14 protein-coding genes are annotated in these 14,353 nt (G+C 73.3%); 9 read left to right on the plus strand and 5 right to left on the minus strand.

What is annotated here, in order from left to right:
- Nucleotides 1-63 precede the first annotated feature (63 nt).
- From Cba03nite_RS32760 to Cba03nite_RS32790, 7 genes are all read left to right on the plus strand, one after another.
- Nucleotides 64-1,509 carry an RICIN domain-containing protein gene (locus Cba03nite_RS32760; protein ID WP_203754800.1) on the plus strand — a complete coding sequence of 482 codons (1,446 nt, stop codon included), beginning with the start codon at nt 64-66 and terminating at the stop codon, nt 1,507-1,509.
- Between the two features lie 121 nt (nt 1,510-1,630).
- Nucleotides 1,631-2,419, plus strand: a complete 789-nt coding sequence (locus tag Cba03nite_RS32765; RefSeq protein ID WP_203754803.1) for a tetratricopeptide repeat protein — start codon at nt 1,631-1,633, stop codon at nt 2,417-2,419.
- Entirely contained in the window at nt 2,416-4,992 is a 2,577-nt protein-coding gene (locus tag Cba03nite_RS32770) for a CHAT domain-containing protein (protein ID WP_203754806.1), read from the plus strand. Before Cba03nite_RS32765 ends, Cba03nite_RS32770 begins: the two co-directional genes overlap by 4 nt.
- A gap of 4 nt (nt 4,993-4,996) precedes the next feature.
- Nucleotides 4,997-5,374, plus strand: coding sequence for a hypothetical protein (locus Cba03nite_RS32775; protein WP_203754809.1), 378 nt, complete (start codon nt 4,997-4,999; stop codon nt 5,372-5,374).
- Between the two features lie 5 nt (nt 5,375-5,379).
- Nucleotides 5,380-6,258, plus strand: coding sequence for a hypothetical protein (locus Cba03nite_RS32780; RefSeq protein WP_203754811.1), 879 nt, complete (start codon nt 5,380-5,382; stop codon nt 6,256-6,258).
- A gap of 463 nt (nt 6,259-6,721) precedes the next feature.
- A complete protein-coding gene (locus Cba03nite_RS32785; RefSeq protein ID WP_203754814.1) occupies nt 6,722-6,874 on the plus strand; it encodes a hypothetical protein in 153 nt (50 codons plus the stop codon).
- The gene (locus Cba03nite_RS32790) at nt 6,874-7,836 is read left to right on the plus strand and encodes a golvesin C-terminal-like domain-containing protein (RefSeq protein ID WP_203754817.1); all 963 of its coding nucleotides are present in this window, start codon (nt 6,874-6,876) and stop codon (nt 7,834-7,836) included. Before Cba03nite_RS32785 ends, Cba03nite_RS32790 begins: the two co-directional genes overlap by 1 nt.
- Nucleotides 7,837-7,939: 103 nt before the next feature.
- Here the strand turns inward: Cba03nite_RS32790 and Cba03nite_RS32795 are convergent, their stop codons facing one another.
- The 3 genes from Cba03nite_RS32795 to Cba03nite_RS32805 all read right to left on the minus strand — a co-directional run bounded on the left by Cba03nite_RS32795 (nt 7,940) and on the right by Cba03nite_RS32805 (nt 10,691).
- Nucleotides 7,940-8,359 (minus strand): ribosomal maturation YjgA family protein, encoded by a 420-nt coding sequence (locus Cba03nite_RS32795; RefSeq protein ID WP_203754820.1) that lies wholly within the window; start codon nt 8,357-8,359, stop codon nt 7,940-7,942.
- 130 nt (nt 8,360-8,489) lie between these two features.
- On the minus strand, nt 8,490-9,911 hold the full coding sequence (locus Cba03nite_RS32800; protein ID WP_203754823.1) for a WGR domain-containing protein: 1,422 nt from the start codon (nt 9,909-9,911) through the stop codon (nt 8,490-8,492).
- A gap of 63 nt (nt 9,912-9,974) precedes the next feature.
- Nucleotides 9,975-10,691: a hypothetical protein gene (locus Cba03nite_RS32805; RefSeq protein ID WP_203754826.1), complete on the minus strand. Its 717-nt coding sequence runs from the start codon at nt 10,689-10,691 to the stop codon at nt 9,975-9,977.
- Nucleotides 10,692-10,820: 129 nt separating this feature from the next.
- On the opposite strand from Cba03nite_RS32805, the gene Cba03nite_RS32810 reads away from it, so the two are divergent.
- Complete coding sequence (locus Cba03nite_RS32810; RefSeq protein ID WP_203755002.1) at nt 10,821-11,462, plus strand: HAD family hydrolase; 642 nt, start codon at nt 10,821-10,823, stop codon at nt 11,460-11,462.
- 118 nt (nt 11,463-11,580) lie between these two features.
- Here Cba03nite_RS32810 and Cba03nite_RS32815 read toward each other — a convergent pair whose 3' ends face one another.
- Nucleotides 11,581-12,288 (minus strand): GNAT family N-acetyltransferase, encoded by a 708-nt coding sequence (locus Cba03nite_RS32815; protein WP_203754829.1) that lies wholly within the window; start codon nt 12,286-12,288, stop codon nt 11,581-11,583.
- Between the two features lie 36 nt (nt 12,289-12,324).
- Here Cba03nite_RS32815 and Cba03nite_RS32820 point away from each other — a divergent pair, with 36 nt between their 5' ends.
- On the plus strand, nt 12,325-13,029 hold the full coding sequence (locus tag Cba03nite_RS32820) for an SAM-dependent methyltransferase (RefSeq protein WP_239126188.1): 705 nt from the start codon (nt 12,325-12,327) through the stop codon (nt 13,027-13,029).
- A 120-nt stretch (nt 13,030-13,149) separates the two neighbouring features.
- Here Cba03nite_RS32820 and Cba03nite_RS32825 read toward each other — a convergent pair whose 3' ends face one another.
- The gene (locus Cba03nite_RS32825) at nt 13,150-14,157 is read right to left on the minus strand and encodes a glycine betaine ABC transporter substrate-binding protein (RefSeq protein ID WP_203754832.1); all 1,008 of its coding nucleotides are present in this window, start codon (nt 14,155-14,157) and stop codon (nt 13,150-13,152) included.
- Nucleotides 14,158-14,353 lie beyond the last annotated feature (196 nt).

The following is a 14,353-nucleotide window of genomic DNA, read 5'->3' on the forward strand; positions in this document are numbered from 1 at the left end:
CACCTTCCACCGCGGAGCAGGTACGCCCATACCTTCCGCGGTCCGACCCTCGGAGGACATCCGATGTCAGAAAGCACTCCACGGACCGGCGCCGGACGACGGCGGCGCTGGCGTGCCGCCGCGATCGGCGCGCTCACCTTCGCGCTCGCCGCGGCCGGCGCGGTCGTCGCCGCCCCCGCCGCGCAGGCCGTCACCATCGACACCGGCGCCTGGTACGTCATCGTGTCGCGGCACAGCGGCAAGGCGGTCGACCTGTACAACTTCAGCACCGCCGACGGCGCGCCGATCGTGCAGTGGGCCCGCAACGACGGCAACCAGCAGCAGTGGCAGTTCGTCGACGCGGGCAGCGGCTACTACAAGCTGCGCTCGCGGCTGAGCGGCAAGTTCCTCGAACTGCCCAACGCCAGCGACGGGACGGGGCTGGTGCAGAACCCCGACAACGGCACCACCCGCCAGCACTTCGCGGTGCGCGACACCGACAGCGGGTACGTCAAGTTCCTCAACCGGCACAGCGGCAAGGCCCTCGACGTGTGGGAGTGGTCCACCGCCGACGGCGGCATCATCAGCCAGTACGCCGACCTCAACGGCTGGAACCAGCACTGGCAGCTGGTCCCGGTCGGCTCGGGCGGCGGCGGGGGCGGGGGCGGCGGTTCGCAGACCGGCCTCGTCGGCTGGGCCACCCAGGGCGGCGGCACGACCGGCGGCGGCAGCGCCTCGGCCACCACGGTGAACAGCTCGTCGGCCCTGTCCAGCGCCGTCTCCGGCAGCACCGCGCGGGTGGTCCGGATCTCCGGCACGATCTCCTGCTCCGGCATGATCACCGTCGGCTCCAACAAGACCATCCTCGGCAACTCCGGCGCGGTGATCGCGGGCTGCGGGCTGAACATCTCCAACGCCAGCAACGTGATCGTCCGCAACATCTCGTTCCGCGACTGGAACGACGACGCGGTCAACGTCCAGTACTCCACCCGGGTCTGGATCGACCACAACAGCTTCACCAACGGGTACGACGGCGCGGTCGACGTCAAGCGCGCCTCGGACTACGTGACGGTGTCGTGGAACCGCGTCTACGGCCACGACAAGTCCATGCTGCTCGGCCACAGCGACGACAACGGCAGCGAGGACCGCGGCCACCTGCGGGTGACCTACCACCACAACTGGTTCGACGGCTCGGGCACGCGGCACCCGCGGGTGCGCTTCGGCAACCCCGTGCACGTGTACAACAACTACTACCGCGGCAACGAGTACGGCGTGGCGTCGACCATGGGCGCCGGCGTGCTCGTCGAGGGCAACTACTTCGAGAGCGTCGACGAGCCGACCCTGGTCGGGTACGCCGACTCCGCCGACGGCGCCGTCGTGCAGCGCAACAACTACTTCACCGGCTCCGGCTCCCCGGAGAGCGGCGGCGGCAGCGTGTCGAGCATCCCGTACTCGTACACGCTGGACAGCGCCGGCTCGGTGAAGGCGAGCGTGTCCGCGGGCGCGGGCGCGGGCCGGATCACCGTCTGACGAACACCCCGGGCGGGCCGTGTCCCCACCTGCGACCCGCCCGGGTCCGTCCAGAATCGACAGACGTCTGTCCGCGGGCTACCGTGAGGTCCCAGGCGTACCGGCGGGCAGGGGGATTGCCGTGTTCAAGTGGCTGCGTCGCGGGCGGGCCGCCCGGCCCGGCGCCACCGACCCCGCCCGGCTGCTCGCCAACGCCGACACCCTGCGCCTGGTCGCGACGCGCAGCGCCGATCCGCAGTCGCTGCAGCTCGCGATCGTCGCCGCCGACCTGGCCACCAAGGAGTGCCCCGACCCCGCCGACCAGGCCGTCGCCTGGTCGATGCTGTGCGTGCTGCACCGGGAGGCGGCGACCCGCGGTGGCGGGCAGGGTGCGTTGCAGAGCCGGCTCGACACCGCCGAGCAGGCCGGGCGGCGCGGGCTCGACCTCGCGCCGGACGGCTCGCAGGAGTGGTTCCGGTGTGCGTCGGCGCTGGCCACCGTGCTGCTGGAACGCCACCTGCGGCTCGGCGACAGCACCGCGCTGCCCGAGGCGGTCGAGCTGAACCGCCGGATCGTGGCCGAGCTTGACCTCGACAGCCCGGAGTACCCCGGCGCGCTCGGCAACCTGACCAACGCCCTCAAGCTGCTCTACGGCGTCACCCGCGACCCGGCGCTGATCGAGGAGGCGGTGGTCACCGCGCGCGAGGCGGTCGAGCTGGTCCGGCCCGACAGCCCGCACTACGCCAACGTACGGGTCAACCTGGCGAGCGCCATCGCCGTGCAGCTGAGCCGCACCCCGTCCCGCGCGCTGCTCGACGAGGCGCGCGGGCACCTGCGCACGGCGCTGGCCGCGCTGCCTCCCGGCCACCCGCACCGGGCCACCGTGGAGGCGTTCGCCGCCCAGCTGGAACGGGGCGCGAACCTGCTGTGACCCAGCCCCTCGACCGCCGGATCGCCGAGCTGGACCGGCTGCTCGCCGCGGCGGGCACCCCCGAGGAGCACTGGGGCCTGCGCAACGACCGCGCGACGCTGTACTGGACCCGCTACGAGGAGGCCGGGCGGCTGCCCGATCTGGAGCACACCATCGCGGAGTTCCGGGCGGTGCTCACCGCCGGGGTGCTCACCGGGTCCGCGGCGCTGCCGACCATGTCGAACCTCGCCGGTGCGCTGACCCTGCGCGCGAAGGCGGGCGGCGGCCCGGCGGACCTGCGCGAGGCCGTCGAGCTGCTGCGCACCGTGGTGGCGGGCACGCCCGCCGCGGACGCCCGGCACGGCGGCCGGCTGCTCAACCTGGGCGGCGTGCTGCTCGGATACCACCATGCCACCGGTGACTCGGCGGTGCTGCACGAGGCGTGCTCGGCGTTCCAGGCCGCGCACGACGCCGCGCCCGAGCCGGACACCCCCGAGCGACGCGAGCACTGGGTCGCCACGCGCAGCAACCTCGGCGAGTGCCTGCGCCTGGTGCACACGGTCACCGGGGAGGCGCAGACCCTGGACCGGGCCGTGGCGCTGGCCCGCGCGGCGGCCGGGGCGCTGCCCACGGGGCACCCGCTGTACGCGCGGATGCAGTCGAACCTCGCGCTGGCCCTGGTCAGTGCCGCGCATGCCGGGCAGCCGGAGGTGCTCGCCGAGGCGGCCGCCGCGGCTCGAGCCGCCTTGGCGGCCACGCCCGGCGGGCACCCCAACGAGCCCGAGCGGCACACCGTGTACGCGGGCATCCTGCGTGCGACGTACGCGTCCGATCCGGACCCGGTGCTGCTCAACCAGTTCCGCCGGGCCGCCCGGGGCGCGGTCCGGGCCACCCCGGCGGCCCACCCGAACGCGGGCTGGGCCCGGCTGCTGCTGGGCCGCGCCGAGTACGCCCACGCCGACCGGTCCGGCCAGGAGCCCACCGCGGCCCGCGAGCTGTTCCGCGACACCGCGCAGGACCTCGCACTCCCGCCCGGCGTGCGGGCCGTCGCGGCACGCCACTGGTCGCTGCTGGCGTTCCTGGACCCCGGCCGCCTCGCCGAGGCCGTGCGCGCGTTCGGGCTGGCGGTGGCGCTGCTGCCGCAGACCGCGGGCCGGGAGCGGGCCGCCGTGGACGCCGAGCGGCTGCTCGGTGAGCACCGCCACCTGGCCGCCGACGCCGCCGCGTGCGCCCTGACCGCCGGTGACCCGGGCCTGGCGCTGCGGCTGCTGGAGCAGGGGCGCGGCGTGCTGCTGTCGCAGACCCTCGACACCTGGGCCGACGTCACCGACCTGGCCGCCCGGCACCCCGCGCTCGCGGCCGAGTTCACCGAGCTGCGCGGCCTGACCCGGGCCGAGCCCACGCCCGCCGAGGGGGTCGCGGCGGGCGTCGCCGCCGCCGAGGAGCGCGCCCACCTGGCACGCCGCTGGTCGGCGCTGGTGGACCGGATCCGCGCCGTCCCGGGGCACGAGGGCTTCCTCGCGCCGCCGTCGCTGCCCGAGCTGCTGGCGGCCGGGCGGGACGGGCCGGTCGCGGTGGTGAACGTCAGCGGCCTGCGCTGCGACGCGCTGCTCGTCCGCGACGGCCGCGTCGAGGTCCTGCCCCTGCCGGAGCTGACGCTGGACGGTGCGGAGGCGGCGGCCCGCCGCTTCCTCGCCGCGGTCACGGCCACCGGCTCGCTGGCCGAGGTCGCCGCGGCGGGGGAGACCGTACGCGAGATCCTGGGCTGGCTGTGGCGCACGGTCACCGGCCCGGTGCTGGCCGCGCTCGGCGTCACCGGGCCGGGCGGCACCCCCGCCCGGATGTGGTGGATGCCGTGCGGGCCGCTGGCGTTCCTGCCCCTGCACGCCGCCGAGGACGGGTGGAGCGCGCTCGACGCGGTCGTGTCGTCGTACACGCCGACCCTGCGCAGCCTGTGCCACCACCGCGACCGGGCGGTGCCGCCGGGCGCGGTGGACGGGCCGCTGGTCGTCGCGATGCCGCACACGCCCGCCGCGCCGCCGCTGCCGCACGCCGTACGGGAGGCCGAGACCGTGGCCGCGCTCTACCCGGGCGCGCACCTGCTGAGCGGAGCGGCGGCGACCGGCGAGCAGGTGCTGGCCGAGCTGGCCCGGCGGCGCTGGGCGCACTTCGCCTGCCACGCCGCCGGGCGTGCCGACCAGCCGGGCCTGAGCCGCCTGCTGCTGTACGACCACGACCGGCGCCCGCTGACCGTGCGGGAGCTGTCCCGCGCCCACCTGCCGCACGCCGAGCTGGCCTACCTGTCCGCCTGCGCGACGAGCCACCCCGCCCGGACCCTGCCCGACGAGGCGGTGCACCTGACCGGCGCCTTCCACCTCGCCGGATACGGCCAGGTCGTCGGGACACTGTGGCGGGTCGCCGACGACGTCGCCGCCGACGTCACCGCGTACGTGCACGAGCGGCTCGCTGCCGACGCGGCCGCGTACCGGCCCCTGGACGCCGCGACCGCGCTGCACGGCGCCGTACGGCGGCTGCGTGACCGATATCCGGCCGCGGCGGCTCTATGGGCGGCCCACGTCCATGTAGGACGATGAACCGGTGACCGACCAGGACGTGCCCCGGATGATCGCCAAGATCTGCCGCGACCTCGGCTTCCTGACCACCCGCACCGCGGATGATCCGGCCCCGCTGCGCGCGCTCACCGATGCCGTGCGCGCCGGGCGGGCCGACGCGGCCTGGCTCGCCGACGCCGTACACCTGCTGCGCGTCCTCGGCATCCCGCTCGTCGTCGGCGAGCGGGGCTGGCCGTTCACGCCCGGCGGCGACGGCGCGCTGCCCGGCGTCGGCCAGGGCACGGCGGGCACCACCCTGTTCCGCTGCCCGAGCGCGGCCTGCGAGCGCCGCGAGCCGCGCCGCCCCGGCGCGGCCCGCCCGCACTGCGCGATCTTCGACGCCGACCTGCCGCCGGAAGGGTGACCCGGATGACCGACAGCCTGCTCAACCTGCTCGGCGCCCGCGCGGGGGAGCGCTGGGTCACCGCGCTCGCCCTGCCCGGCCTGCTGTTCACCGGGCTCGCCGTGGTGGCGGCCGTGCTGGGCCAGCGGGACTGGGACGACGTCGGCGGTCTGGCGCGCGGCCTCGCCGCCAACCCGCTGGACGAACTCGCCGCCACCCCGTCCGGCGTCGCGCTGGCGATCGCCCTGGTGCTGCTGGCGGCGCTGGCCGCCGGGGTGCTCGCGCACCTGCTCTCCGTGCTGGTGCTGGCCGGGTGGGAGGGCCGCTGGCCCCTGCCCGGTGCGGTGCGGCTGGCCACCGAGCGCCGCCGGCGCCGGTGGAACGCGCTGCAGGCGCGGTTCGAGCAGGCCCTCGCCGCAGGGGCCGCTCCCCCCACCGCCGAACGGCTCGGCCGCCGCCGCAATGCCATCGCGCTCGCCGAACCCCAGCGGCCCACCTGGCTCGGCGACCAGCTCGCCGCCGTCGCCACCCGCGTGCACGCCGAGTACGGCGTCGACCTGGGCGCGGCCTGGCCCCGGCTGTGGCTGCTGCTCGCCGCCGACGCCCGCCACGAGGTCCGCACCGCCCGCGCCGAGCTGGACTCCTCCGCCGTGCTCGCCGGCTGGGGCCTGCTCTACCTGGCCCTGGGCATCCTCTGGTGGCCCGCCGCCCTCGCCGGCATCGTCGCCCTGCTCGTGGCCTGGGCCGGTGCCCGCCGCACCGCCGCCCGCCTCGCCGAACTCGTCGAGTCCACCGTGGACCTGCACCTCGCCGACCTCGCCCGCGCCCTCGGCGAAGCCACCGACCGCGCCGTCACCCCCGAGACCGGCCGCCGCATCACCGCCCGCCTCCGCAAGGGCGCCTGAAAGGAAGGGCACCTTCTTAACGCTATGCGTAGAAGAAGGTGCCCTTCTTAACTGCTCGCCGGTGTGACCGGCCGTCTCGGTGCTCCTCGGCGTGCGGCCGCCCGCTCCTCATCCGCCGCGCAACGGTGCCGTTGGGGCGATGCCGTCACCGTCCCGTTGCGGCCATGCCGTCACCGTCCCATCGCGGCGATGCGTCACCGTGCCGTCGCGCCGCGGTCGTCACCGTCGCGGCCGGTCGTCGGCGGCTGTCCGCGGACCCGTGACCAGGGATCCTCCGTCCATATGGGGTGGAGGGGTCCGTGCGGCCGATTGTGAAGGAAATCTTCGCAAGTATCTGGCATGCCGCAAGCTATCGACATAGACGCGTGTGCCGATATATGGTGCCGTCACGCGCCCCGGCCGACGACAAACACGCAGGTCCGGGCGTGCGCGAGCGTGTCCCTCCGCACCCCCAGGGAGTCCCGTGTCCAAAATCCGCTCGATCAAGGCCCGCCGCCGAAGGCTGCTCGGCGTGCCGGCTCTGGTCGCCGCCGCCGTCGCCCTCGTGGCCCGCCCCGCCCACGCCGCGACCGCCGCCGAGCCCGAGTGCGCGGCCGACGTCATCCAGGAGGCGTGATGGCGAACATCCCCTGGCTGGCCGACGTTCTCCGGGCGGCCGGCGTCTCCGTCGTCGAGCACGGCGACTGGCGCAACCGGTACCGTCCGGGCTCCTTCAGCCCGATCGGCGTGCTCTGGCACCACACCGCGGCCACCTCCAGCGCCAGCAACCCGCACCCCGCGCTCAACGTGTGCATCAACGGCCGGTCCGACCTGGCTGGTCCCCTGTGCCAGGCGCTGGTGGACTACAACGGCGTCTTCCACGTCATCTCGGCCGGCCGGTGCAACCACGCGGGCACCGCCCGCGCCAGCGGCCCCATCCCGGCCGGTGACGGCAACACGATGCTCATCGGCTGGGAGATCGACTACAACGGCGTCAACCAGGAGATGACGGCGGCGCAGTACAACGCCTCGCTCAAGGCGACCGCCGCCGTGCTCAAACAGCTCGGCCGCGACTCCAGCTATGCCCGCGGGCACCGCGAGACCAGCACCACCGGCAAGATCGACCCTTCCTTCATCGACCTGAACGTGATGCGGGCGGACGTCGCGCGGCTCATGAACCCGACGCCGGGCTGGACGTCCACGGTGGACAACACCACGGCCGGGCGGTTCACGGCGAGCACCAACTGGGGCAGCTCGGCGTACTCGGGGCAGCGGTTCGGCGAGAACTACCGGTTCGCCGAGCCGGTCGCGGCCAGCGACGCCGCCTGGTACAAGTTCGCCATCCCGGAGACCGGCAACTACCGCGTCGAGGCGTGGTGGCCGGCGGATCCGGGATACAACAGCTCCGCGCCGTACGTCATCGTGACCAGCAGCGGCAACCAGTCCGTGAACGTGGACCAGCGGGCCACCGGCGGGCAGTGGCGGGTGCTCGGCACCTTCAACCTCACCGCGGGCGACGCCAACAAGGTGGGCGTGAGCCGGTGGACCAACGGCACGGGCCTCGTCATCGCCGACGCGGTCCGGATCAGCCGGGTCTGACCTGCTGACGGGTGCCGGTGGCGGAGGGTGTTCCGCCACCGGCATCGCCGTCTCCGGCGCGTGCCGCGCCGCAGTTTCAGGGAAACCGCAGCCGGGGACGGCTTCATGCCTGCACTTTCCCCGAAACTGCCGAGCGGGGGTACGCCCGGCGGCGCAGCAGCCAGTGGGCGGCGGCCAGGGGCAGGACGCCGACGGGGTACCAGAGCAGGTCGAGCGGGTCGAACTGGACGCCGAGGGCGAGCCGGCCGAGCAGGCTGCGGCCGGAGAGGTACGCGGGCACGCCGGTGAGCTGGGAACACTCCACCAGCCAGCAGAACGCCACCGCTACCGCGCCCGCCGCCAGGGGGCTGAGCCGCGGCCAGAGGACGTACCCGCCCGCGTACACCATCGACGCGTACAGGGCCGTGCCGGAGTGCTGCTCCACCGGCCCGTCGAACGCCGCCCGCAGCGCGAGCGCGATCGCCAGGATCACGGCGGCCGAGGCCAGGGCGATCACGCGGGTGGTGCGGGTGGAGAGCGGCATCCCGCGAGCCTAGGCGGGCTCGGCGCGGCACCGGTGGCGGAACCGTGGAGATCCGGTGTGCCCCGTGACCAGGGAGGCGTTAAGAAGGGCACCTTCTTTTACGCATAGCGTTAAGAAGGTGCCCTTCCTTTCAGGCGAGGCGGCGGATTTCGCCGAAGGCGCGGTAGAAGCCGCCGCGGGCGGACTCGCGGACCTCGGAGACGACGTAGCGGGCGCCCGACTCGCGGATGTTCTTCGGGAACTGGACCTGCCAGGAGCGCTGGTAGCCCTCGGAGACGACGCGTACGCGCAGGCGGCCGCCGTCCTCGTAGCACTCCAGGATGATGCCGTCGCCCGCGTCGGCGGTGACGATCTCGACGGTGGTGGACGCGGCCACGGCCTCCATCCGCGGGGCCTTCACGTCGACGACCTCGGGCACGGTGCCCTGCTCGGCGGCGCGGATCGCGGCCTCGGTGGCGTCGATGCAGGCCAGCGAGCCGTCCGTGGTCACGATGTAGAGGCGCTCATCGTGGTACTGCATCGAGTACGCCGAGCCGCAGCCGGTGCCGAGCTTCCACAGCCGGTTGCCGGAGCTGTCGAAGCAGTACACCGAGGAGCTGTTGTCACCGGCGAACACGTACTGCCCGTCGGGGCTGGTCGCGCAGGAGAACACGGCCGCGTCGGCGCGATAGGTGCGCCGGGCCGAGCCGTCCTTGCCGAACTCGACGACCTCGCGGGTCGCGGTGCCCGCGTACAGCGTGGTGCTCTCCTGCCAGCCGAACAGCACCGCGCCGGTCTTCTGGTGCCAGCGCTGCTCGCCGGTGCGCCAGTCGTAGCTGGTCACGCCGCCGGAGTGGCCGTGGTGCACGGCGTCGGCGTCGCAGCGGACCATCCAGCCGGACGAGCCGGCGCTCTTGCGCCGCCACAGGAACTCGTCCTCGTGGTCGATCGCGGCGACGCCCCCGCCCGCGTCGGACACGCCGAGGATGCCGTCGTGGATGTCCAGCCAGTAGATGTCGATGTCGGGCGCGATCCGGTACGCCAGGCGGGGCACCTTGCCGGACAGGTCGTACACGTTGCCGTCGTCGCAGCCGGCGTAGAGCCAGGCGTCGTCGGCGACGATGCACTTGACGCCGTCGGGCAGCTTGAACTGCTGCTGCACCTCGGCGTTGTGGGACAGCGTGGTGATCACACCGGCCTCGTTGCCGACCATGCACACCTTGCTGTCGACGAAGATGCCGAACGCGGACGTGCCCGAGCGGTAGCGCCACAGCACCGGCGCGGTCTTCGCGGTGGACCGGGTGCTGACGATGGCACGGCGCGACACCGCGCGCTTCGCCCGCTGGCCCTGCACGGCGGGCGCATACCCCTTGCGCACCTTCTCGCCGATCTTCTTGGCCGCGGCGGCGCGCGCCTTGTCGTGGTCGGCGAACGTGGTCTTCGTCGTGGCACCGGCGTCGCCGATGCGCCCATACCGGATGGTCATCTCGGTGTCGTCGACGATGACCTCGTAGAACTTGTGCGCGCCGCCGTCTGTTTCGGACAGCTCGAGGTAGGTGGTCTCAACGGCCATGGGGGAAGGGCCTCGCTCTCGCGGTGGAGGGGACGACGACACGTTAGTCACCGCCCCCGACACTCACGCGACCAGGAACCTATGTGGCTGGAAGATGCAGATGTTCGCCTCGCTCTGCACATTTCCGTCGGTGATCTCGACGAACACGCCATAGCCCTCACCAGGCGTCAGCTCGATCGGCAGGTCCACCGCGCCCTTGTTCAGCCCCGCCTGCGGCTCGACGCCGCGGGCGCGCCGGATGTAGATGTTGTCCCACCACAGCAGCCGCTGCGTGTCGAACTCGCGCAGCGAGCGCGCCTTCGCCAGCCGGTACACGTAGTACGCGTCCGGGCCGCCCAGCTCCGCGAGGGTGGTCCAGCTGGTCAGGGTGTACGCCAGCCGGTCCTTGAGCGCCAGGTAGCTGTCCACGATCGCCCGCGACGGCGCGTCGCGCTGCTCCCGCGAGCGGCTGAGCACCTGCCCGTCCTTGGTGACGACCTCGATGGTGTACGTGCCCTCGGGCAGGAAGCCGGTCGGCACGTTGAGCATGTACCAGTGGTAGTTCAGCGACGGGTCGTAGATCCAGCCGTCGCGGTTGGCGTTGGTGAACATCTGATTGGTGAACACGGCCTCGTAGCCGCCCGGCCCGCGCGCGACGATCCGGTCCACCAGATCGGGCACGGGCGTCTCGGACGGGTGGAACGAGACCAGGAACTTGTGCTGCTCACGGGGCAGGCCGAGGGAGTCGTCGAAGTCCCAGTACACGTTGCAGGCCATGATGTCGTAGATCTGGACCGTCATGGCCGCAGTATTCGCCGCGAGCCTCCGCTGCCGCATCGGCGAGACCACCGGCGCGCGACGTGATGTCAGCCACGGTGACCTGCGACGGGGCCGCCCGCGCGGGATCATTCTGAAGTGACTCCAGCGGCAGTGCTCTTCGACATGGACGGGACCCTCTTCGACAGCGAGCCGCTGTGGGACATCGCGATCGAGGAGCTGGCCCACGCGTACGGTTCAGCGATCTCCGTCGAGGCCCGGCTGGCCATGGTCGGGCGCTCGGTCGACGAGTCGATGGTGCTGTTCCACGACAGCATCGGCCAGCCCTGGCGGGAGGCCGCCGCCAGCGCCCGCTGGATCACCGACCGGGTTACCGGGCTGTTCGCCACCGACCTGGTCTGGCGCCCCGGCGCCCGTGAGCTGCTGCACGAGGTGCGCGCCGCGGGCCTGCCCACGGCGCTGGTCACCTCCACCAGCCGGCAGTGCGTGGACGTCGCCCTGGACACCCTCGGCCGGCACAACTTCGACGCCGTCGTCTGCGGCGACGAGGTCGCCTTCACCAAGCCGCACCCCGACCCGTACCAGCGCGCCGCCAAGCTGCTCGGCGTCGACCCCACCGACTGCATCGCCATCGAGGACTCACCGACCGGCGTCGCCAGCGCCCTCGCCGCCGGCGCCCGCGTCATCGGCATCCCCCACGCCGTCAAGCTCTCCCCGATGACCGGCCTGACCCTCCTCACCACCCTCACCGGCGCCACCCTCGCCACCCTCACCACCGCCGCCTTCCCCCACTGACCACCACCCCCGCCCCCGCCCCCGCCGCCGCCGCTGCCCGCCCGCCTGCCCGCCGGCACTGCGTTGATCATGAACTTATGGCCGTGTTCGACGGTGTGTCGCGACCACAACTTCATGATCAACGAGTCTGGGCCTCGGTGCGCGGGGACGGTGGACCGAGGGTGGGGAAGCCGCCGGTGGGGGAGAGGGGCCGGGGGAGGCCGCTGTCGGCGGGCAGGCGGGTGGTGTGCAGGTGCGGGCAGCGCACCCGGGCCCGGCGGTCGGTGCGCCACCACCACAGGGACTCGATCTCGCGGCCGTTCGGCAGCGTCAGCGCGCCCGCCTGCCCGTCCGTGGTGAACCCGCAGGCGGCGAGCCAGCCGCGGCTGGCCACGTTGCTCACCTCGCAGCCGGCGTACAGCGTGGTGATGCCGAAATGGCGGTGGGCCAGCTCGCACGCGGCGGTCAGCGCCTCCCGCCCGTACCCCCTGTTGCGGAAGCCGGCGCGGACGTTGCCGCCGACGAGGTGATGGCCCTCGGGGTTGCGGCTGATGTTGACCGACGCGACCGCGATCCGGGTGCGGCGCTCGACGGCGGTGAAGAGCAGCAGGTCGAGCAGGGGCGTCACCACGTCGGTATGGTCCGACGGCGGCGCGACGGCCGGGCCGTCCGGCAGCGGGCCGACGTCCTCCGGGGTCCAGCCCTGCCAGTGAAGCGCCTCGTCGTCGCCGCCGATCGCGCCGTGCTGGGCCAGGTCGGCCAGGCGTGCGCTGATCACCCACAGCCGGCGGGTCGTCACGACGTGCAGGCCGGTGCGGCGGCATCGGGAAGTCAGGCGGTCGAACACCGGGTGGCTCCTCACGGCGGCGGGGGAACGCTGATCATGCCTGATCGGTACGGCCGGGACGACTCGGGCATGCCCCCGCTGCGCGTCCCGTTCTGGCAGCCTGAGCCGATGGCGGGGATCAAGGACTGGCACGACTGGCATCAGCCGTACGCGGACCCGGAGTCGCCCCTGTCGCAACGGCTGCGCCTGGTCCAGCGGCACGTCGCGGCGTGGCTCGACGAGCACCCGGAGCCCACCCTCACGGTGGTCAGCGCGTGTGCCGGTCAGGGGCGGGACCTGCTCGGCGTGCTCGCCGGGCGGGCCGACGCGGGGCGGGTGCGGGCCACGCTGATCGAGTTCGATCCGCGTAACGCCGCCGTGGCCCGGGAGCTGGCGGCCGGCACCGGCGCGGACGTGACGGTGGTGTGCGGCGACGCGGGAGCCACGGCGGCGTACGCCGACGCGGTCCCCGCCGACCTGGTGCTGCTCGCGGGCGTGCTGGGCAACATCAGCGACGACGACGTACGCGGCACCGTCACCGCGCTGCCGCAGCTGTGCGCCCCGAACGCGACGGTCGTCTGGACCCGCACCCGGCGTGCCCCCGACCTGACTCCGGCGATCCGATCCTGGTTCGCCGAGGCCGGCTTCGCGGAGCGGGCCTTCCATGCCCCGGACGATGTGCTCTTCTCGGTCGGGGTGCACCGGCTCACTGCTCCACCCCGGCGCCTGGATCCGTCCCTGCGCCTGTTCCGGTTCACCTGACCCAGATCGATCATGAAGTTAGGGGTGCCGACACGCCGTCGAACACGCCCATAAGTTCATGATCGACACAGGAAAGAGGGGCCCGGCGCGGGTGCGCCGGGCCCGGGGCCGGTGGGTGGGTCAGGGGTTGGGGACGAGGGTGCCGTCGGAGGAGAAGACGGTGCCCAGGGTGGCCTTGCCGGTGGTCAGCGCGGTCTTGGTCTGGGCGCCGCCGGCGTCGGCCTGCAGGAAGTTGCCGAACTTGATGCCGTAGGTCTTGTCCAGGCCGGGCTGGCAGAACGGGCGCTCGGGGCACTCGGCGGGGCCGGCCAGGATCGAGGCGGTGCCGGAGCACTTCGCGGCGAAGTCCGACAGCGTCTTGAGCTGGTGCTGGTCCGCGAACGCCTTGGTCACCGCGTACGCGTTCTGGTCGGCGGCCTTGGACGGGGTGCCGACGGTCAGGCCCGCCTTGGCCGCCAGCTCCTTCAGGGCGGTGACGGTCGCGTCGATGTCACCGGTCGCCTTCGGCGCGGCGTCCTTGCCGTTCTGCTTCTGGTTGAGGAACTCGGTGAGCGTCGCGGCGTACTCGGGGAACACGGTCAGCTCGCCGCGCTCCAGGGCCGCCTCGTACAGCTCGCGGTTGCCGGTGGTCTGCACGGTGGCCTTGAAGCCCGCGGCGTTCAGCGCGATCTTGTAGAGCTCGGCCAGGGTGCGGCTCTCCGGGAAGTTGGCCGCGCCGACCGTGACCGGCCCGTTGCCGCCGGACAGGCCGCTGGTCAGGCCCGCCTGCGCGGCGAAGTCCTGTGCCGCGACCTGCGAGGTCTTGCGGTCCACCTCGACGGCCTTGTTCAGCGCGACCAGCTTCGGGGTGTCCAGGGCGGCGGCGACCTTGTCGACCGCGGCCAGCAGCGCGGGGGAGGCGGCCTTGGCGTTGGCGACCGCGATGACGTTGTCGGCGTTCTGCAGGTGCTTGTCGTCCTCGAGGACCACCAGCTGGTCGCCGGCCACGGGCGCGCAGCCCGCGCCGGAAACGGTGGCCGGGGCCTCGGTGCCGGAGGAGCCCGCCTGGCCGCAGCCGGCCAGCGCGAGCGCCGCCGTGCTGACAGCGGCCAGGAGGAGGACGGACGCCCTCCGGGTGTGCGTTGCCATCTTTATGTCTCGCCTTCCGTCGGGCAGAAGAATGCTCAACAGCCTTCTTAACGGGTACCTGGGACATCCTTGTGAAATTTCGTGAACCGTGCTCGACCTACCCCGGCCCGATATTTCGCAAACTGTTCACATCCGCAGGTCAACGCGTTCCCGTGCCCGGCGCGAAGTGATCGAGGTCATGCCTGCTGCCAGGGGG

Source organism: Catellatospora bangladeshensis (assembly GCF_016862575.1).
In the GTDB taxonomy this organism is placed as follows: domain Bacteria; phylum Actinomycetota; class Actinomycetes; order Mycobacteriales; family Micromonosporaceae; genus Catellatospora; species Catellatospora bangladeshensis.